Here is a 20,348-nt window from a genome sequence, read left to right as displayed (position 1 = left end):
CCGATGAGCCGCATCGCCGATGACAACCCCTTTATCCCCGTGCGCATCGCCGTGCTGACGGTATCCGACACCCGCGACGCCACGCAGGACCGGTCAGGCGACGTGCTGGCCGACCGGATCGAGGCGGCGGGCCATACCCTTGCCGACCGGGTGATCGTGCGTGATGAGCGCGACCAGATCGCGGCACAGCTGCGCGGATGGGTCGCCAGCGACGGCGTCGACGTGGTTATTTCGACCGGGGGCACCGGCCTGACCGGGCGCGACGTGACCGTCGAGGCCCATCGCGACGTTTATGAGAAAGAGATCGACGCCTTCGGCACGGTCTTTACCATGGTCTCGTATCAGAAAATCGGTACCAGCGCGGTACAGTCGCGGGCCACAGCCGGTGTGGCGGGGGGAACATATCTTTTTGCCCTGCCCGGCAGCCCCGGCGCCTGCAAGGATGCCTGGGACGAAATACTGGGTCCGCAGCTGGATTACCGCCACGGGCCCTGCAACTTTGTCGAGATAATGCCACGGCTGGACGAACATTTGCGACGGAAATGACCCGGCGGCACGTATAACCCCCCCTAAACTTGGCTTTATGCCGGGTTTACCTACATTGTTTCATGACCCGGACCTGCCGGGCAAGATGGGGTCGATACGCCGGATGCGATTTTTGCGCCACAGTCTGACAGGTCTGTTTCTCCTGGCGCTTACCCTTGGGATTCTCGGTTTCGCGGCGCAAACCGTGATCGAGGCGGTGCGCGCGCGCATGAACGACACCCCCGCCATTCCCGAACGGCAGGAAAGGGTCTTTACCGTCAGCGTCATAGAGGCGCGCGAGGGCACGCATACGCCGGTGCTGACGGCCTATGGCGAGGTGCTCAGCCGCCGGACGCTGGAAATCCGAGCCAAGGCCGCAGGTACGCTGGTGATGCTGGCCGAGAATTTCGAGGAAGGCGGCACCGTCAGAGAGGGCGACATCCTGGCCCTGGTCGACCCGGCCGATGCCGAATTCGCGCTGAGCCGGGCGCAAACGGAACTGACCGATTCACAGGCCGAGGAGCGCGACGCCCGTCGCGCGCTGGAACTGGCTGGCGAAGAACTTGCCGCCGCAGGGGAACAGGCCGCCCTGCGCGAAACCGCCTATCGCCGGCAGGTCGACCTGGAGGCGCGCGGCGTCGGCACCGCGGCGGCAGTCGAAACCGCGGGGCTGGCGGCGGCGCAGGCGCGTCAGGCGGTGATCGCCGCCCGCCAGGGACTGGCGCTGGCCGAGGCCCGGGTCAGCCTGGCCGAAACCCGGCTGGCGCGCTCGAAAATCGCGCTCGACGAGGCCGAGCGCCGGCTGGAGGACACCCGCATCAAGGCCGGGTTTTCCGGCACGCTGAGCGACGTTTCGGTGGTCGAGGGGCGGCTGGTCTCGGTCAACGAAAAGCTGGGCACACTGGTCGACGGCACCGCGCTGGAGGTCGCCTTTCGGGTATCGGCAGCGCAATATGCCCGGCTGGTGGACGAAACCGGCGTGCTGATACGGGCGCCGGTCGTTGCCCGGCTCAGCATGCATGGGCTCGAGCTGACCGCGAAGGGCGTGATCAGCCGCGAGGCCGCCACCGTCGGCGAAGACCGCACCGGACGACTGGTCTTTGCCCGGCTCTACGAGGCACCGGCGCTGAAACCCGGTGATTTCGTCACGGTCGAAATCGAGGAATCCCCGCTGGAACGCAGCGTACGCCTGCCCGCGGCGGCGCTGGGGGCAGACGGCACGGTGCTGGTTGTTTCCGATGATGAACGCCTTGCGGCGCTGCCGGTCACGCTGTTGCGCCGCCAGGGCAACGACATCCTGGTGCGCGGCGACGGGCTGCCCGGGGCGCGAGTGGTGGCCGAACGCACGCCGCTGCAGGGCGCGGGGCTGAAGGTGCGCCCGATCGCGCTGCAACCGGATGCGCTGCGCAGCAAGCCGGACATCGGCACCGATACCACGCTGCAGCTGAGCGACGAACGCCGCGCGCGGCTGATGAGCTTTGTGCGCACCAGCCCCGAGATCAGCGCGATGGCAAGGCAGCGCCTGCTGAGCACGCTCGAGCAGGAACGCGTGCCCGTACGCGTGGTCGAAGGTCTTGAACAGCGCATGGGAGGCTAGGCGATGACGCGCACCCCCTCGCCCAAGGTTTCCGGCGTCCTTTCATATTTCACCCGCCACCCCACCGCCGCCAATCTGCTGATGGCGATGATGGTGATTCTTGGGCTGTCGGCGGCGCCGCAGATGCGGGCGCAGTTCTTTCCCGATGTGGTAATCGACAACGTCACTGTCTCGATCACATGGGAGGGGGCAAGCCCCGAGGATATGGATGCCGGCGTCGTGCAGGTGCTCGAACCGGTGTTGCGGGCGGTCGAGGGGGTCGAGACAAGCAGCGCCACCAGCCGTGAGAGCATCACCACCATCGCGCTGGAATTCGAACCCGGCTGGGACATGGGCCGCGCCGCCGACGAGGTGCAGGCCGCCGTCGATACCGTCACAACCCTGCCCGAGGACGCAGACGAGCCGGTGATCCGACGGGGCAACTGGCGCGACGGGGTGACGAATGTTGTCATTTCGGGCCCCGTCGCGCCCGAACAGCTGGGCCGCTTTGCCGACGAACTGGTCGCGCGGCTGTTCGATGCCGGGGTGACTCGCACCATCATCCGCGGTCTGGCCGCACCCCGGATCGTGGTCGAGGTGGCGTCGGTCAATCTGATCGCCCACGACATCACCATGGCCGAGATAGCCGAGGCCGTCGGCGCCGAGGTCGATGCCGACCCCGCGGGCGATGTCGGCGACGCCAACATGCGCGTGCGCACTGGCGCACAAAAGCGCTCCGCCGCCGACATTGCCGCCATAACCCTGCGATCACAGCGCGACGGCAGCCGGCTGACCGTGGGCGACGTGGCGCGCATCGTCGTCGAGGGCGCCGCGCGCGACCGGCAGTATTTCGTGGGCGACAACCCGGCGATGTCGGTTCAGGTGGAACGATCCGCCCAGGGCGACGCCATCGGCATCCAGCACCAGGTCGAAGAGGTCGTCGCCCAGTTGCAAAGCAGCCTGCCGCAGGGCGTGGAAATGTCGCTGATCCGCACCCGGTCCGAGGCCATATCGGGCCGGCTGAACCTGCTGCTGGATAACGGGCTGACCGGGCTGGGGCTGGTGCTGGCGCTGCTGTTCCTGTTCCTCAATGCGCGCACCGCGTTCTGGGTGGCCGCCGGCATTCCCGTGGCGCTGCTGGCGACGGTGGCGCTGATGTATGTCGCGGGGCTGACGCTCAACATGATTTCGCTCTTTGCGCTGATCATCACGCTGGGGATGATTGTCGATGACGCCATCGTGGTGGGCGAACATGCCGATGCCCGTGTCGGGCGGCTGGGCGAAGGCCCGGTCGTCGCCGCCGAACGCGCGGCGCGGCGCATGGCGTTGCCGGTCTTTTCGGCCACGCTGACCACCATCATCGCCTTTTTCGGCCTCGCCGCCATCGGCGGCCGCTTCGGCGACATGATTGTCGACATTCCCCTGACGGTGATCGCGGTGCTCACGGCATCGCTGGTCGAGTGCTTTCTGATCCTGCCCAGCCACATGGCGCATGCCCTGGCCCATGCCGGGCAGACGCACTGGTATGACTGGCCCAGCCGGGTGGTGAACCGTGGCTTTGTCTGGGTGCGCGACAGGCTGTTTCGCCCGCTCGTGGCGCTGATCGTGCGCGCACGCTATCCGGTGGTGGCCTGCATCATCGCGTTGTTGGCGACGCAGGCGGCGATGTTCATCCGGGGCGACGTGGTCTGGCGTTTCTTCAACGCGCCCGAACGCAGCAGCATCTCAGGCAACTTCATGATGGCGCCGGGGGCCACCCGCGCCGACAGCATGGCGATGATGCGCGAGATGCAGCGCGCGACCGAGGAACTGGGCGCCGAATACGCCGAACGCCATGGCGGCCCCAATCCGCTGGACTTCGTGCTGGCCGAGGTCGGCGGCAACAGCGGGTCGGGCCTTGCCGGAGCCGACACCAAGGACCCCGACCAGCTGGGCGGCATCTCGATCGAGCTGATCGACGCCGACCTGCGCCCCTATTCCGGTTTTGCCTTTGCCGCCGAGTTGCAGCGCCGCGTGCAGCCGCATCCGATGGCCGAGGCGGTCAGCTTTCGCGGCTGGCGCTCGGGCCCCGGCGGCGACGCGCTGGATGTCGAGCTTCACGGCGCCTCGCCCGAAAGGCTGAAAGCCGCCGCCGAGGCGCTGAAGACCGCGCTTGAACAGTATCCCGAGGTGTCGGCGGTCGAGGACGACCTGGCCTATGACAAAGACGAACTGATCCTCGATCTGACCCCGCAGGGGCAGGCGCTGGGCTTTTCCATCGGCGATCTGGGCCGCGTCCTGCGCAATCGTCTCACCGGGATCGAGGCCGCCACCTATCCGGATGGGCCGCGCAGCGCCGAGGTGCGGGTGGAACTGCCCGAGGACGAACTGACCGCCGATTTCCTGGAACGGATGCAGATGCGCACCCCGTTGGGTGGCTATGTTCCCCTGGCCGATATCGTCAGCGTTCAGCGCAGCACCGGCTTTTCCACCATCCGCCGCGAGAACGGCATCGCAAAGGTCAGCGTAACCGGCGACATCGCCGAGGACGATCCCGCCCGCGCCGCCGAGATCACGCGCATTGTGGAAAGCGACATCCTGCCCCGCATCAAGGCCGAGCACCAGGTCGACTGGCGCCTGTCGGGGCTGGCCGAGCAGGAGGGCGAGTTCCTGGCGGACGCGCGCACCGCCCTGATCCTGACCCTATGCGGCATCTACCTGGTGCTGGTCTGGGTCTTTGCCAGCTGGACGCGGCCGCTGGTGGTGATGGCGGTCATTCCCTTTGGCCTGGTGGGCGCGATATGGGGGCACTGGTCATGGGGTGTGCCGCTCAGCATGTTCACGGTGGTCGGGCTGCTTGGCATGATCGGGATCATCATCAACGATTCCATCGTGCTGGTGACCACGATCGACGAGCACGCGCAGGAACGCGGCATCATCCCGGCGATCATCGAAGGCACCGCCGACCGTCTGCGGCCGGTGATGTTGACCACCCTGACCACGGTGCTGGGTCTGGCGCCGCTGTTGTTCGAACGCTCGGTGCAGGCGCAGTTCCTGAAACCGACGGTGATCACGCTGGTCTATGGGCTGGGGTTCGGCATGGTGCTTGTGCTGGTGCTGGTGCCGGCGCTGATCGCCATTCAGCAAGACCTGTCCCGGCACCGGGTAGCGTTGCGGCGGGCGCTGCGCGTGCGCCGTGCGCGGGGGCTGCGGCTGGGCCTTGGTATGGCGCTGCTGGTGACAATCGGCTGGCTGGCGGCGACGATGGGCGTGACGCTGGTCAATGGCGCCCTGCCGGCGCCGCTGGCCGCTATGGTGCCCGCAGCCGGGCTTTCGCCGCTGACCTCTGCCTTCGTGCTGTATCTTGCAGGGGTCGGGGTGTTCCTGCTGCTGATGCTGGCAGGTGCGGGGCTGTGGCGGCTGCGCGGGCGCTCTCAACCGGCGGTGCAGCCCTGAATGTCGACGGCGCGCGAATTCCCCAGGACGGTGATGCGAACGCCCGAACGATCCAGCGCAAACGACCGGCCCTCAGCATGGTAAAGGCGGGTATTGGCGATCAGCCGGTTGCCTTGATGGCTCATCTTCGCGGGCGCGACCCATATCTGCGGGTTGTCGACCTCGATCACCGCGGCCTCGTACCCAGCGGCGCCGGGCATATCGACCTCTGCCCGCAGGCCCAGCCCGCCGTCGATGGGCGAGATGCTGCAGGTGACGGCGCGCACCCCGGCCTCTGCCGCGGTGTCGGGGCGGTTGGCCAGCGCCGCGGCGATGCGCGGATCAGGCTTGGCCGGGGCCTTTGGCAACTGCCCGGACACACGGACATCGACAGGCACGCAGATATCGCTGCACACGCCCATCTCGATGCGCCCCTTCAGCATCACGTCACCCCCGGCACGCACGGGCAGAACCCGGATGGGCAGGATCAGAACGTCGCTGTAGCCGATCGTGCGCAGCCCGCCCTTGTCGCGGATGGTGGGCGTGGGCCAGACGATTTCGACTCCGGTCAGGTTCTTCGAGCGGCGCCAGTCGAATTCCGGCGGGATGCCGGCATCGCCGGGCGCGCGCCAATAGGTCATCCAGCCCGGCCGCAGCCGCATTTCGATGGCAGCGATATGCAGCCCCTCGGCAGTGCGCCAGCCGGGCAGCAGCCGCACATCGACCATGTCGGAGGCCTGCTGGGCGCGCGCCGGCCCCGTTGCCGCCAAAAGCGCCACAATAAAAACAGCGAAAGAGAGTTGAACGATCCGTCTGAACATGCCCCCGAAATGGGCCATCACACCGTAAATGCCAAGTCACGTTCCGGCGAGCGGACTGTAGCCAATTCGAATGCTCGCGTGCGGCTGATGGTCATGCTGCGCTTGCACTGGCGCGTTGGAATGCCCATCATCTGATAAACACCCAGCCGGAGACCCGAGTGAGCGAGATCGACCTGAACGGAAAGCTGCTGATCGCCATGCCGGACATGGGCGACCCGCGTTTTGCCTATTCGGTGATCTTTCTGTGCGCCTATTCCGCCGAGGGCGCGATGGGGCTGGTCATCAACAAGCCGACGCAAGATCTGCGTCTATCCAACCTTCTGGAACAGCTGGAAATTTCCCAAAGCACCGATGCCCGAAACATGGCCGTGCATTTCGGCGGACCGGTCGAACACGGGCGCGGATTCGTGCTGCACGATCATGGCTATCATTCGACCATCTCGACGCTGGAGGTGAACGAGGATTTCGCCATGACCGCGACGCTCGACATTCTGGAGGATCTCTCGCAGGGGCGCGGGCCCGCGCATGTTCTAGTGGCGCTCGGTTATGCCGGCTGGGGGCCGGGGCAGCTGGAGGCGGAGATCGCCCAGAACGGATGGCTGATCTGCGATGCCGACGCCGAACTGGTGTTCGACACTGCCGACGCCCTGAAATGGGAGGCCGCGTTGAAAAAGCTCGGCATCAGCGCGCTGACCCTGTCGGGCGACGCCGGCCGGGCCTGAGGGACCGCTTTCGCCGAGCAGATTCGCGCCCTACCCCATCAACGCGTTGATATGCGCCACCACGCTGCGGGCCAGCGCGCCCGGCTCATACCCCCCTTCGAGCATCGACAGGATGCGCCCGCTTGAATGGGTGTTCGCCAGCGCCACCAGTTCACGCGTGAGCCAGCGATAGTCATCCTCGGTCAGCGCCAGCGACGACATGTCGTCCAGCAGATGTGCGTCGAACCCCGCCGATATGAACAGGAACTCGGGCCTGAACCGATCCAGCGCCGGCAGCCAGTGTTCGGCCACCGCGGCGCGGAACGCGGCGCCATCGGTGCCGGCGGGCAGCGGCACGTCGACAAGGTTGGTGGCGTCGCTTTCATGCCCGGTGAAGGGATAGAACGGATGCTGGAAGGTCGAGCAGAACAGCACCCTGTCATCAGAATGGAATATCTCTTCGGTGCCATTGCCGTGATGCACGTCGAAATCGAGGATGGCGATGCGGGAAAACCCGTATTCGGCCAGCGCATGCGCCGCCGCCACGGCGATGTTGTTGAACAGGCAGAACCCCATCGCGGTGTCGTGGGTTGCGTGGTGGCCCGGCGGGCGGACGGCGCAGAATACCGGGTTTGCCTCGGCTCGCATGATCAGGTCAACGCCCAGAACCCCGGCCCCGGCGGCGTGCAGCGCCGCCGCCAGCGTGCCGGGAGACATCACCGTGTCGCCGTCGATCTCGACGCTGCCATCGGTCGGGGCGGAGGCGAATATGCGATCCAGATAGGCCCGGTCATGGGCGCGCAGCAGCTGTTCGCGCGTGGCCAGCGGCGCATCATAGTGGCGCAGCACGAAATCCAGCCCCGACATGATCAGCTGGTTGCCGATGGCATCCAGCCGATCAGGCGTGTCGGGGTGCATCGGACCCGCGTCATGGTCGTGGCAGGCAGGGTGGGAAATGAAGCCGAGCATTGGCGCCCCTTTGTTACAGCCAGCGTTCGACCATGACGCATTCACGATCGTCGGGATCCGGGGTGACGGTAAAGCCCAGTTCTTCCATCAGATGCAGCATCGGCACGTTCTCGCGCAAGACCGAACCCTCGAGCTTGGTCAGCCCGTGGTCGCGGGCGGCGGCAAAAAGCGCCTTCATCAGCCGCGTGCCAATCCCCTGGCCTTGCAGTTCGTCCGATACCGCAATGGCAAACTCGCCACTGGTATTGTCCGGGTTGATTGTATAGCGCGCAACCCCGTGCTGCACCTCATCGCCGCCCGAACCCACCATCGCCACCATCGCCATTTCGCGGCGATAGTCGATCTGGGTAAAGCGCGCCAGCATTTCATCCGACAATTCGTTCACCGTCCCCATAAAGCGAAAGCGTTTGGCCTCGGGCGACATCCTGCGCACGAACGCGGCCTCCGATTCGGCATCTTCGGGCCGGATCGGACGGATTGTCAGCGTAGTACCATCGGCAAGGTGCTCGGTACGCACCAGGTGGCGCGGATAGGGATGGATGGCGACGTGGTCATAGGCCCCGTCGCGCGATGGCGGGCGAGCCACGCGAATGCGCGCATCCACCGCCAGCACACCGTCAGGTCCGGCGATCAACGGGTTGATATCCATCTCGACGATCTGCGGCATCTCGCACACCATGTCCGAGATGCGCAACAGCACGTCGATCACTGCCGCCCGGTCGACGGCGGGCCTGTCGCGGAAGGCCTCCAGCAGCCGCGCCACACGCGTGCGGTTGATCAGGCGCTCGGCCAGCACTTCGTTCAGAGGGGGCAGCGACACGGCGCTGTCCTGCAGAACCTCGACCATCGTGCCGCCAGCCCCGAACAGGATCACCGGGCCAAATACCGGGTCGCGGCTGACGCCAACCACCAGTTCGCGCGCATCGTCCATATGCGCCATCGTCTCGACGGTGACGCCCTTGATGCGGGCCTCGGGACGCAGCTTTTTCGCGCCGGCAACGATGTCACGAAACGCCTGCTTGACCTCGACGCCCGAAGCCACGCCCAGGCGCACACCCCCGACATCCGACTTGTGGACGATCTGGGGCGAGTTGATCTTGACCGCAACCGGGTAACCCACGGTTTCGGCCGCGATCAGCGCATCCACGTCGGTGGCCGCCTCGATGGTGATGTTGATGGGGATGCGAAAGGCCCTGAGCAGCGCCTTGGATTCGATATCCGACAGCATCTCGCGGCCATCCGCGATGACACCGCCGATGATCATGCGCGCGCCATCCACATCGGGCGGATTGCTGTCGTGCAGCGGGCCAGGCACCTCGTTCGCCAGCCAGCGGTGACGCTGATGCTGGGCGAGATAGGAAAACGCCTCGACCGCGCGTTCGGGGGTGTTGAAATCCGGGATCCCCGAGGCGGACAGCAGCGTGCGCCCCTCACTCACCGCCGTTTCACCCATCCAGCAAGCAAGCACCGGCTTGCGCGTGCGTTCGGGAATGGCGTCGATCACCGCCTGTGCCGCCGCGGTCGGGTCGGTCATCGCCTGCGGCGTCAGCATCACCAGCACGCCATCGAATTCCGGCTCTTCCAGCGCCGCGCCAAGCGCGGAGGCGAAGTCTTCGGGCGCGGCATCGCCCAGAATGTCGATCGGGTTGGCGCGCGACCAGAACTCCTGCAGCGCGGCGTCAAGCCTGGCCAGCGTCTTGTCCGATGGCTGCGGCATCACGATGCCCAGGTCGCCGGCGCGATCAGCCGCCAGCACCCCGGCGCCGCCGCCATTGGTGATGATGCCCAGCCGGTTTCCCCGCACCCGTTTGCCCGGCGACAGTATCTCGGCCGCGGCGAACAATTCGCCAAAGGTCTGGGCGCGAACCGCCCCGGCGCGCGCCAGTGCCACGTCGAACACCGCGTCATTCCCGATCAGCGCGCCGGTATGGGTGTGCGCGGCGGTCGAGCTTTGGATATGCCGCCCGGCCTTGAGCACGATCACCGGCTTGGTGCGCGCAGCCCCCCTGAGCGACGACAGAAATTCCGGGGCGTCGCGCACCCCCTCGACATAAAGCAGGATCGCCGAGGTCTTGGGATCGTCGGCCAGGAAATGCAGCACGTCGCCGAAATCGATATCGAGCGAATTGCCCAGCGACACCAGCGCGGAAAACCCAAGGTGATGCGGCGCCGACCAGTCGGCAATGGCCGAACACAGCGCGCCCGACTGCGACACCAGCGCCAGCCCGCCCTTGGGCGTGTGCGAGCGCAGGAACGTGGCGTCGAGCCCGATCCAGGGCCGCACCAGCCCGACGCAGTTGGGCCCCATGACCCGCACGCCGGCCTTGCGCGCCGCCATCGTCAGCTTGCGGGCGTTGTCGTTGCCGGGGCCGCCGCCCTCGCCAAAGCCAGCCGACAGCACGATGGCATGAGCGGTGCCGGCCATGCCGCATTGGGTGATGATTCCGGGCACGGTGTCGGCGGGGGTGGCGATCACCGCCAGGTCGACCGGCTTGGGCAGCTGGGCGATATCCGACAGGCACTTGACCCCGGCGACCGTTTCGTAACGCGGGTTGATCGGATAGATATCGCCCTTGAATCCGCTGTCGCGGATATTGGTAAAGACCCGGCCGCCAACCGAATCGGGACTGTCCGAGGCGCCGAATACGGCAACCGATTTCGGGTCGAACATCGGGGTTAGCGGGCTGCTATCCATTGCGGTTCTCCGGCTCCGGTGTATGTGCGCCCCTTGCCGGGCGCGGTTTTCCGGTCGCCATGCTGCGCTGCAGCATTACGCCAGTCAACCGCTTAAAGCGTGAAGGCTACGATAAATCCGGTCAACTCCCCTTGTGACGCTACGTCGCCGGGGCGAACGGGTGCTGGCAGCGTGTTCCACATCGGCACCTTGGGTCGCTGTCCCACGTCATGGCCCTGTCGGACGTCACCCCTGCGGAAATGGTCATGGCCGACCTAGGGCTGGACATCCGGCTTGGGTCCGGCGTGGCCGCAAGGGCAGTCGCGTAACCGGGCCGGGCCGGCTGACAACCGGCCTTGTCACTATCAACCAGCGGCGAGGCGCCAGAAAAACACCGCGCTCATCCCAAAGCCGATCACGGCGATGAATGCCCGCACCGCCCACACCGGCGCCGCCCGCGCAATCGGCGCCCCGGCATAGCCGCCCAGCGTGGCCGCGACCATCATCACGATGGCCTGCGGCCATTCCACAAACCCTGCCACAGCGAAGGTGACGACCGAAATCGAAGAAAGCGCAAAGGAAAGCCCGTTCTTCAATCCGTTCATCTGGTGGATCGCCGTCATCCCCCAAAGCGAAAAGAGCGCCAGCAGAACGATGCCCAGCCCGCCGTTGAAATATCCGCCATAGACACTGACCGCGAACAGCCCCAGCGCGCCTTGCGGCGTCACCGCGCGCGAATGGCGCGCGGCCCAGGCCCGAACCTGCGCGCCGAAAAGAAAGATCAGCGTGGCGAACAACAGCAAAAAGGGTACCACCACCGAAAACGCGCGGTTCGACGACACCAGCAGCAACAGCGACCCGGCCAGTCCGCCAGCCAGCGTGATCGCACCCAGACGCATCAGGGCGCGGCGGTCATGCCCGCCCAGTTCGCGCCGAAACCCCAGCGCGCCGCCCAGATAGCCGGGAAACACCGCCACCGCGCTGGTGGCGTTGGCCACCACGGGCGGCACACCGGTAAAGACCAGCGCCGGAAATGTCAGAAAGGTGCCGCCGCCGGCGATGGTGTTGATCACACCGGCACCGAAGGCGGCAACCGCAAGCAATAGATAATCGGTCATGTCGGGGGCCAATCCGGTCAGTTTCCGCGACCCTGCCAAACCGGCGCGGCAACGGCAAGACGATCTGCGCAGGTTTTGGCGCCGGGATGACTGCGGGATAACTGCGGGCCGTCCGACCACGCACATGACCGCGTCTCAGACGCGCGGAATCATCTGCCGGACAAGGGATATTCTGGTAGCGGAGGAGGGACTTGAACCCCCGACACGCGGATTATGATTCCGCTGCTCTAACCAACTGAGCTACTCCGCCAAACCGAGGCGCTAGGTAAGACAGCCCCCGGCGGTCGTCAAGTGAGAAATGGCGCGGCTCAGCCCGGTGGCAGCAATGCCTCGATGCGGCGGGTCAGGGTCCGCGACTGGGGCCAGGAGATACCACCCCAAGCCCCCACGACACTGCCATCGGGTGCAATCAGGACCTTGTCGATGTTCCACGCCCCTGCCCCGGCGCGCTCAGCCACGCCAGTCGAAAAAGCCCGGACCGGCGCGGTCCAGCAGACGGCGCGCCATGTCGCGGCCCAGCGCGGCGCCGTCCTCGACCGGGGCGCTGGCGTCGTCCTTCAGGCACTCACTGCCATCGGGGCGCAGGATCTCGCCCCTCAGCCGCAGCGTGCCGCCCTCCAGTTCGGCCAGCCCCGCGATCGGGGTCTCGCAGGAACCGTCAAGCGTGGCCAGGAACGCCCGCTCGGCCGCCAGCCGCTGCCCCGTTTCGACGTCGTGGATGGCGGCCAGCATCTCGGCCACGCGGCTGTCATCCGCGCGACGCTCGATCCCGATGGCGCCCTGCGCCACGGCCGGCAGCATCTCTTCGGGCGCAAGCGCCTTGCGCGCCACGTCAGTGCGCCCCAGCCGGTTGAGCCCCGCCATCGCCAGAAAGGTGCAGGCCGCGACGCCCTCATCCAGCTTGCGCAGCCGGGTCTGGACGTTGCCGCGGAACTCCACCACCTGCAGATGCGGCCAGGCGACCAGCACCTGCGCCCGCCGCCTGAGCGACGAGGTACCCACCTTGGCCCCCTCGGGCAGCGCCGCCAGCCCGTCCGCCACGGGCGAGACAAAGGCATCGCGCACATCCTCGCGCGGCAGGTAGGTGTCCAGCACCAGCCCGGCCGGTTGCAGGACCGGCATGTCCTTCATCGAATGCACCGCAATGTCGATACCGCCCGACAACAGCGCCTCTTCGATCTCGCGGGTGAACAGCCCCTTGCCGCCCAGTTCCTTGAGCGGCGTATCGGTGGCGATCAGTGCACGGTCATCGCCGGTGGTCCGGATCACCACGATCTCGAATGCACCGGGGTCCAGATCGAACGCCGCTGCCAGCCGGTCACGGGTTTCATGCGCCTGTGCCAGCGCCAGCGGCGAGCCGCGCGTGCCGATCCTGAGCGGGCGGTCGGGGGTGGGCAAATCCTTGGTCATGGCGCCGGTCTAGACGGGCAAGGCGCGACTGACAAGCGCAGGGTGGTTGACATTGCAAGCCTGTAAGGTGACCACCCATCCAAACGGAGGGCCGTGCAATGGCACAGACAAAATCCATCCTCAGGGCGCTTGCCGGCGAGGTGCAGGAAATTCCGCCCATCTGGATGATGCGGCAGGCCGGCCGCTATCTGCCGGAATACCGCGCCACGCGGGAAAAGGCGGGCGACTTTCTGTCGCTTTGCTACAACAGCGACCTTGCGACCGAGGTGACGTTGCAACCGATCCGCCGCTACGGCTTTGACGCGGCGATCCTGTTTGCCGACATCCTGCTGCTGCCGCAGGCGCTGGGCGCCGAGCTGTGGTTCGTCACCGGCGAGGGGCCGCGCCTTTCGCCCCTCACCACCCAGAACGATTTCGACCGCCTGGCGGGACCACAGGACATTCACGACACGCTCGCGCCGGTCTATGGCACCGTTCGCAACCTGGCCTCTGCCCTGCCGGCGCAGACCACGCTGATCGGCTTTGCCGGGGCGCCCTGGACGGTGGCGACCTACATGATCGCCGGGCGCGGCACCCCCGACCAGGGGCCGGCACACGCGCTCAAGGCCGAGAACCCCGCGCTGTTCGATGCCCTGATCGAGCGGATCAGCGCGGCCACCGTCGAATACCTTTCGGCCCAGATCGAGGCCGGGGCGGAGTGCGTCAAGCTGTTCGACAGCTGGGCCGGGTCGCTGAAGGGCGAGGATTTCGACCGCTACGCCATCGCCCCCACGCGCCGGATCGTTTCCGAGCTCAAGGCGCGGCACCCGGACATCCCGGTCATCGCCTTCCCGCGCGAGGCGGGTGATCGCTATATCGGGTTTCACGCCGCCACCGGCGCCGATTGCGTCGCGATCGACAATTCGGTGACGCCGGAATGGGCCGCCGAAAACGTGCAGGTGTCGGGCTGCGTGCAGGGTAACCTCGCACCCGGCCACCTTGTAACGGGGGGCGATGACCTGGTGCGCGAAACCCGCCGCATCGTCGCGGCGTTCCGCAAGGGCGCGCACATCTTCAACCTCGGCCACGGGATTACCCCCGATGCCGACCCCGACAATGTCACCCGCATGATCGAGGCGGTGCGCGGCGGCTGAAAGGCCCCGGCTGCCGCTTCTTTCTGGTCACAAATACCCCGTCGACACATCGGCCGCTTACGCGGCGTTGCGGGGGGTGTGTCGCATTCAGGCACGGGGGCGTGTCGTGAACGGACGCGCGGGGGCCCTGCAGGGGCGGGCAGGCTCGGGCAAACGCCGCCCCCAGGACCACCGCCCATGCAGCCCCATTACCGCGACATCCGCAAGATCGACCCGGGCCGCGCCGACCGGCTGGGCGACAACACCCCCAACGACGCCGACCGCATCGAGATCGGGCCGACGCAACTGGCCTTCGCCGAGTGGGCGGCGGCGGGTCTGGACCTACCCGACCTGCAGGCGATGCGCCGCTATCGCTGGGAACGGCTGACGCGGCACGTGGTCGAGCGCGACTATGCCGGTCTGCTTCTTTTTGACCCGCTCAACATCCGCTACGCCACCGACAGCACCAACATGCAGCTTTGGAACACCCGCAACCCGTTTCGGGCACTGCTGCTCTGCGCCGATAGTTATATGGTGATTTGGGACTACAAGAACGCGCCATTCCTTACGTCCTTCAACCCGCTGGTGCGCGAGGCGCGTTCCGGCGCGGCGGCGAATGGATCGAAACCCGCCTGCTGACCAGCGGGCCCCGCACCAACCCGTGGTTTCAGGAATGCGGCCCCCGCATCGTGCAGATGAACAAGATCGTCGCCTTCGACACCGACCTGATCGGCTGCTACGGCATCTGCGTCGATATCTCGCGCACATGGTGGATCGGTGATCGCAAACCATCGAACGCGATGATCTATGCCATGCGTCACGCGCACGAACACATCATGACCAACATGGAAATGCTAAAGCCCGGCGTGATGATCCCCGAGTTATCGAAAGGCATGCATATGCTCGACGACGCGTTCCAAGCCCAGAAATACGGATGTATGATGCACGGGGTCGGGCTGTGCGACGAATGGCCGCTTGTCGCCTATCCCGACGCGGCGGTGCCCGGTGCGTTCGACTATCCGCTCGAGCCCGGCATGGTACTGTGCGTCGAGGCGCTTGTGGGCGAGGAAGGCGGCGATTTCTCGATAAAGCTGGAGGACCAGGTGCTGATCACCGAGGACGGGTACGAGAACCTGACCCGCTATCGCTATGACCCCGCGCTGATGGGCGAGGGCTAGCCGCCCTGCACCCGTCCCCTGCGGTCGGAGCGCAGCGCGGCATAAAGAACATGCGTCCGCCAGCGCCCGTTGATCTGCAGATAGCTTTGCGCGACGCCTTCGTATTTGAACCCGCAGGTTTCCAGCAGCCGGCGCGATGGCTGGTTTTCCGGCAGGCAGGCGGCCTCCAGCCGGCTGAGATCCAGCCGTTCAAAGGCGTAATGCACCACCCCCTGCAGCGCCTCGTGCATGAAGCCCTGCCGCGCATGGGGCTGGCCCACCCAATAGCCCAGCGTCCCGGCCAGCGCCGGCCCGCGGCGGATGTTGTCCAGCGTGATCGCCCCCACCAGTTCCTCATCCGAACGCCGGATCAGAAACAGCGGTATCGCCGACCCGTCCGCGATCGCCCGCTGCGCCCACCATACGCGGTTGGAAAAGCCCTTGCGCGACAGGTGATCGCGCGCCCATTGCGGCTCCCACGGGGTCAGGAATTCGGCGCTTTGCGCGCGCAGGGAGGACCAGGCGCGAAAATCGGAAAGCTGGGGTTCGCGCAGGGTCAGACGCTCGGTTTCTATCCGCAGCTTCCGGCGCTGCAGAAACATCAGGCGGCGCGCCTTTCCTGCAGCGCGGCCAGTGTCGGCGCGGACTCGACCGGCCCGTATAGCGCCATCGCGGCGGGCGCTGTGGCGATGGTGCGTTCTGCGATGTCGTGCAGATCGGCCAGCGTGACCGCGTCGATCTTTTCCACCACCTCGTCCAGCGGCGGCACCCGGCCCCAGATCTGCAGCATCCGCGCCAGCCGTTCCGCCCGGTTCGACGAGCTTTCCAGCCCCATCAGCAGCCCTGCCTTCATCTGGGCGCGTCCGCGCTCCAACTCGGCCAGGGTCATGTCGCCTGCGGCGCGCTTCATCTCGTCGATGGTGATCTGCGCCAGGTCCTGCATCTGCGCGGCAGAGGTGCCCGCGTAGATCGTCATCATGCCGGTATCGGAATAGGCGCCGGCCTGGGCATAGATGGTATAGCACAGCCCCCGCCGTTCGCGGATTTCCTGGAACAGTCGCGACGACATCGACCCGCCCAGCGCGTTGGCATAGATCTGCGCCGCGTGAATGCCGGGGTCGGTATAATCCGGCCCCTCGAACGCGAGCGCGAAATGCGCCTGTTCCAGTTGCTTGACGTGGCGGCTTTCGCCACCGGCAAAACGCGCGGCGGGCGCCGGGCTGGCGGTGCCACCGACCATGTCGCCGAACAGCCGTTCCGCATCGCGCACCAGCGCGTCGTGATCGACCGCGCCGGCGGCGGAAAGGACCATCTGCGCAGGGCGGTAATGACGGCCGACAAACCCGGTCAGGTCATCACGGGCAAACCGCTGCACGCCGGCGGCCTCGCCCAGGATGGTGCGGCCCAGCGGCTGGTCGGGATAGGCCCGTTCCTGCAACCAGTCAAAGATGATGTCGTCGGGCGTGTCCAGCGCCTGCCCGATTTCCTGCAAGATCACCCCGCGTTCGATCTCGATCTCGCGCGGGTCGAAGACCGGCGCGCGCAGGATGTCGGCCAGCACGTCCACCGCCAGTGGCACGTCGTCCTGCAATACACGGGCGTAATAGGCTGTCACCTCGCGTGAGGTATAGGCGTTGATGTAGCCGCCCACATCCTCGATCACCTCGGCAATCTGCAAGGCGCTGCGCCGCTCGGTTCCCTTGAACGCCATGTGTTCGAGGAAATGCGCGATGCCGTTCTCGGCTGCCTCCTCGTGCCGGGCGCCGGCCAGAACCCACACCCCGACCGCGGCCGATTGCAGGCCGGGCATATGCTCGGTCACGATACGAAAGCCGTTCGGCAGGGTGGTCAGATTGACACTCAATTCCCGGTACGATCCCTGATGATATCCTCGATGGCGGCAAGGTCGTTGGCGACCCGTGTCACCCGTTCCGATCGCTCATACAGGTCAGCCATGTGCTTAGGCAAGGGGGGGCGCGTGCCGCTGGCCTGTTCCACCGCGTCGGGGAACTTGGCCGCGTGGGCCGTGGCCAGCGTGATCATCGGCGTGCCGGGGGCAAGATGTTCGCCGGCAACCTTGACGCCCACGGCGGTGTGCGGGCAGATCAGTTCGCCGGTCTCCTGCCGGGTGCGGGCAATGGTGGCGCGGGTTTCATCCTCGGTGGCGCTGCCGCTGTCAAAGCTCTCTTGCAGCGCCTCCAGCGCGCCCTGGCTGACGTTGAAACCGCCGGCCTTCAGCTCGTCCATCAGTTGCGCCACGGCGCCACTGTCCTGGCCATAGGCGCAAAAAAGCGCGCGCTCGAAATTCGAGCTGACCTCGATATCCATCGACGGGCTGATCGTGGGGGCCACCCCTGCGGGGCGATAGGCGCCGGTGCCCAGGCAGCGGTGCAGGATGTCGTTGCGGTTGGTGGCAACGACCAATCGGTCGATGGGCAGGCCCATCCGTTTGGCGATGTAGCCGGCGAAGATATCGCCGAAATTGCCGGTCGGAACGGTAAAGCTGACACTGCGATGCGGCGCACCCAACGAAACCGCCGAGGTAAAGTAATAGACCACCTGCGCCAGCACCCGCGCCCAGTTGATCGAGTTCACGCCAGCAAGGTGCACCGCGTCACGAAAGGCGAAGTCATTGAACATGTCCTTGACCCGCGCCTGGGCATCGTCGAAATGCCCGTCGATGGCCAGCGCGTGCACGTTGGCCTCGGACGGCGTGGTCATCTGCCGGCGCTGGACCTCGGACACCCGGCCATGCGGGTAAAGGATAAAGACATCGACCGCATCGAGGCCGCGAAATGCCTCGATCGCCGCGCTGCCGGTGTCGCCGCTGGTGGCGCCGACGATGCACACCCGCCGGCCCGATCGTTTGAGCGACGCCTCGAACAGCTGGCCGATGAGCTGCATAGCGAAATCCTTGAACGCCAGCGTCGGCCCGTGAAACAGCTCCAGCAGAAAATGCCCCGGCGCCAGCTGCACCAGCGGCGCGCGGGCCGCGTGGGCGAAACCGTCATAGGCACGCGCGATGATGGCGCGGAATTCGTCCTCGGTGAAGGCGCCGCCCAGATAGGGCCACATCACACGGAACGCGGCCTCTTCATAGCTCTGCCCCTCCAGCGCGGCGATGTCGGCCGCCGACATCTGGGGGATGGTTTCGGGCAGGTAGAGCCCGCCATCGCGCGCCAGACCCGTCAGCATCGCCTCTTCGAAACTCAGCACCGGGGCGTTGCCCCGCGTCGAGATGTATTTCATCGTCCCGCACCTTTCCGCGCAGCCTGCGCGCGCAAAATGAAATATCCGGTCATCACCGCCCAGACCACCGCGAGGGCGAACCAGGTTATCGCATATTGCAGGTGATCGTTCGGAATCGCGGCGGTGTCCACAGGCAGAGGCGTCACACCCTGCTCGGGCTGCGACAATTTCCGCACGATCACCAGCACCGGGTCGGTCCCCAACTGCCGCGCCATGGCGTCGATATCGCGCGCATACCAGATGTTGCCGCCGGTATCGTTTTCCGGCGTCGCGCTGCCGCGATCGTCGGGCCAGTGCAGGTTGCCGGTGACAGTCACATTCCCGCCCCGTGGTGCTGGCACCGGATCATTCACCCCGACAAAGCCGCGATCGACCAGCACCCGCCGGCCGCCGGTCTCAAACGGCGAAATCAGCCGATACCCTGCGCCCACCAGCTTGCGGCTGACCAGCACGCGCAGCGCCTCGTCGCCGAATGTACCGTCGATTTGCACCGGCAGGTACTTGTCGCGCTCGGGTTCGGGGTTTTCAGGCAGAGGCACGGGGGCGTCGGCGATGCGCTCCTTGATCTGGGCAAGGATGCTATTTTTCCAGGCCAGCCGCTCGACCTGCCACGCCCCCAGCCAGACCAGGACCGCCACCCCGATAATGCCAAAGACAAGGGCAATGATCGTCCGCCCGTTCATGCGCCTGCCTGTCCATCCGCCTGAAAGCGAAGAGGCGGAGAGGCCCCCCTCCCCGCGTCTTCTTTCTGGTCACAAATACCCTCGCCGAAGGCGAAGCCCGGTTCGCCGCGCGTGATCAGCTTCCCCAGATATAGATCACGGCGAAGAGGAACAGCCAGACCACGTCGACAAAGTGCCAGTACCATGCCGCAGCTTCGAACCCGATATGGTTTTCGGGCGTGAAATGCCCCTTCAGCACCCGCATGAGGCACACGAACAGGAAGATCGTGCCGATGAGCACGTGCGCGCCGTGAAAGCCGGTCGCCATGAAGAAGCTGGCGCCGTAGATGTTGCCGGAAAAGCCAAAGGCGGCGTGGCTGTATTCATACACCTGAAAGAAGGTAAAGAGCGCGCCCAAGGCAATCGCCAGGGTCAGCCCCCATTTCATGTCGTTGCGGTTGTTCTCGTGCACCAGGGCGTGGTGTGCCCAGGTCGCCGCCGCGCCCGAGCTGAGCAGGATCAGCGTGTTGATCAGCGGCAGGTGCCAGGGGTCGAAGGTCTCGATCCCGGCGGGCGGCCACTGGCCGTCGACCAGCGGGCTATCGGGGCCCATGGGATACATGGCGTGCTTGAAGAAGGTCCAGAACCACGCCGAAAAGAACATCACCTCGGACATGATGAAGAGAATGAAACCATAGCGCAGGCCGATCCGCACCACCGGGGTGTGATCGCCTTCCTGGTTTTCCTTGATGGTTTCGCCCCACCAGCCGAACATGACATAGGCCACGCCGATCATGCCGATCAGCATCATCCAGGGCCCGCCATCGTGGAAATAGAGCGCTGCGCCAAACAGCATCACAAAGGCCGAGACCGCCCCCAGCAGCGGCCACGCCGAGGGGGTCAGGATGTGATAATCGTGGTTCTTCTCATGTGCCATAGCCGTATCCCTCGCCAAAGCGT

General features: G+C 66.1%; 15 protein-coding genes, 1 tRNA gene and 2 pseudogenes. 7 read left to right on the top strand and 11 right to left on the bottom strand.

Going from position 1 to position 20,348, the window contains the following annotated elements:
- The first annotated feature begins 3 nt into the window (after nt 1-3).
- The 3 genes from moaB to DL899_RS07455 all read left to right on the top strand — a co-directional run bounded on the left by moaB (nt 4) and on the right by DL899_RS07455 (nt 5,536).
- Nucleotides 4-546, top strand: coding sequence for a molybdenum cofactor biosynthesis protein B (gene moaB / locus DL899_RS07465; RefSeq protein WP_111733425.1), 543 nt, complete (start codon nt 4-6; stop codon nt 544-546).
- A gap of 103 nt (nt 547-649) precedes the next feature.
- Nucleotides 650-2,122: an efflux RND transporter periplasmic adaptor subunit gene (locus DL899_RS07460; protein ID WP_111733580.1), complete on the top strand. Its 1,473-nt coding sequence runs from the start codon at nt 650-652 to the stop codon at nt 2,120-2,122.
- A gap of 3 nt (nt 2,123-2,125) precedes the next feature.
- Nucleotides 2,126-5,536 carry an efflux RND transporter permease subunit gene (locus DL899_RS07455; RefSeq protein ID WP_111733423.1) on the top strand — a complete coding sequence of 1,137 codons (3,411 nt, stop codon included), beginning with the start codon at nt 2,126-2,128 and terminating at the stop codon, nt 5,534-5,536.
- Here the strand turns inward: DL899_RS07455 and DL899_RS07450 are convergent.
- Nucleotides 5,515-6,336 (bottom strand): protein-disulfide reductase DsbD domain-containing protein, encoded by an 822-nt coding sequence (locus DL899_RS07450; RefSeq protein WP_111733579.1) that lies wholly within the window; start codon nt 6,334-6,336, stop codon nt 5,515-5,517. The genes DL899_RS07455 and DL899_RS07450 overlap by 22 nt on opposite strands.
- A gap of 167 nt (nt 6,337-6,503) precedes the next feature.
- On the opposite strand from DL899_RS07450, the gene DL899_RS07445 reads away from it, so the two are divergent.
- On the top strand, nt 6,504-7,058 hold the full coding sequence (locus DL899_RS07445) for a YqgE/AlgH family protein (RefSeq protein WP_275426788.1): 555 nt from the start codon (nt 6,504-6,506) through the stop codon (nt 7,056-7,058).
- A gap of 30 nt (nt 7,059-7,088) precedes the next feature.
- On the opposite strand, the gene DL899_RS07440 is transcribed toward DL899_RS07445, so the two are convergent.
- Nucleotides 7,089-8,006, bottom strand: a complete 918-nt coding sequence (locus tag DL899_RS07440; RefSeq protein WP_111733421.1) for a histone deacetylase family protein — start codon at nt 8,004-8,006, stop codon at nt 7,089-7,091.
- A 13-nt stretch (nt 8,007-8,019) separates the two neighbouring features.
- The gene (locus tag DL899_RS07435) at nt 8,020-10,701 is read right to left on the bottom strand and encodes a bifunctional acetate--CoA ligase family protein/GNAT family N-acetyltransferase (RefSeq protein WP_111733419.1); all 2,682 of its coding nucleotides are present in this window, start codon (nt 10,699-10,701) and stop codon (nt 8,020-8,022) included.
- A gap of 162 nt (nt 10,702-10,863) precedes the next feature.
- On the opposite strand from DL899_RS07435, the pseudogene DL899_RS20230 reads away from it, so the two are divergent.
- Nucleotides 10,864-11,009: pseudogene (locus DL899_RS20230) on the top strand (serine--glyoxylate aminotransferase); the annotation flags it as partial.
- Nucleotides 11,010-11,045: 36 nt separating this feature from the next.
- Here DL899_RS20230 and DL899_RS07430 read toward each other — a convergent pair.
- From DL899_RS07430 to hemC, 3 genes are all read right to left on the bottom strand, one after another.
- Nucleotides 11,046-11,798 carry a sulfite exporter TauE/SafE family protein gene (locus tag DL899_RS07430; protein ID WP_111733417.1) on the bottom strand — a complete coding sequence of 251 codons (753 nt, stop codon included), beginning with the start codon at nt 11,796-11,798 and terminating at the stop codon, nt 11,046-11,048.
- Between the two features lie 173 nt (nt 11,799-11,971).
- Nucleotides 11,972-12,048 (bottom strand) — tRNA-Met (locus DL899_RS07425).
- A gap of 200 nt (nt 12,049-12,248) precedes the next feature.
- On the bottom strand, nt 12,249-13,208 hold the full coding sequence (gene hemC, locus DL899_RS07420; RefSeq protein ID WP_111733415.1) for a hydroxymethylbilane synthase: 960 nt from the start codon (nt 13,206-13,208) through the stop codon (nt 12,249-12,251).
- Between the two features lie 98 nt (nt 13,209-13,306).
- Between hemC and hemE the strand changes: the two genes are divergently transcribed.
- Entirely contained in the window at nt 13,307-14,341 is a 1,035-nt protein-coding gene (gene hemE / locus DL899_RS07415) for a uroporphyrinogen decarboxylase (RefSeq protein WP_111733413.1), read from the top strand.
- A 177-nt stretch (nt 14,342-14,518) separates the two neighbouring features.
- Nucleotides 14,519-15,498: pseudogene (locus tag DL899_RS07410) on the top strand (M24 family metallopeptidase).
- On the opposite strand, the gene DL899_RS07405 reads toward DL899_RS07410, so the two are convergent.
- The 5 genes from DL899_RS07405 to DL899_RS07385 form a co-directional block, all read right to left on the bottom strand.
- Complete coding sequence (locus DL899_RS07405) at nt 15,495-16,079, bottom strand: GNAT family N-acetyltransferase (RefSeq protein WP_204355269.1); 585 nt, start codon at nt 16,077-16,079, stop codon at nt 15,495-15,497. The pseudogene DL899_RS07410 and the gene DL899_RS07405 sit on opposite strands and share 4 nt — an antisense overlap.
- Complete coding sequence (locus DL899_RS07400; protein ID WP_111733411.1) at nt 16,079-17,341, bottom strand: M16 family metallopeptidase; 1,263 nt, start codon at nt 17,339-17,341, stop codon at nt 16,079-16,081. The genes DL899_RS07405 and DL899_RS07400 overlap by 1 nt, the downstream gene beginning before the upstream one ends.
- Nucleotides 17,338-18,726: a threonine synthase gene (gene thrC / locus DL899_RS07395; protein WP_111733409.1), complete on the bottom strand. Its 1,389-nt coding sequence runs from the start codon at nt 18,724-18,726 to the stop codon at nt 17,338-17,340. The genes DL899_RS07400 and thrC overlap by 4 nt, the downstream gene beginning before the upstream one ends.
- Nucleotides 18,723-19,409, bottom strand: coding sequence for an SURF1 family protein (locus tag DL899_RS07390; RefSeq protein WP_111733407.1), 687 nt, complete (start codon nt 19,407-19,409; stop codon nt 18,723-18,725). The genes thrC and DL899_RS07390 overlap by 4 nt, the downstream gene beginning before the upstream one ends.
- Before the next feature lie 115 nt (nt 19,410-19,524).
- Nucleotides 19,525-20,325, bottom strand: coding sequence for a cytochrome c oxidase subunit 3 (locus DL899_RS07385; protein WP_111733405.1), 801 nt, complete (start codon nt 20,323-20,325; stop codon nt 19,525-19,527).
- Between the last annotated feature and the right edge of the window lie 23 nt (nt 20,326-20,348).

It is taken from the genome of Roseovarius amoyensis, from assembly GCF_003260265.1.
In the GTDB taxonomy this organism is placed as follows: Bacteria; Pseudomonadota; Alphaproteobacteria; order Rhodobacterales; family Rhodobacteraceae; genus Roseovarius; species Roseovarius amoyensis.
Note: the sequence above shows the minus strand (reverse complement) of the source record. Positions and strands in the feature narration are given on the sequence as shown.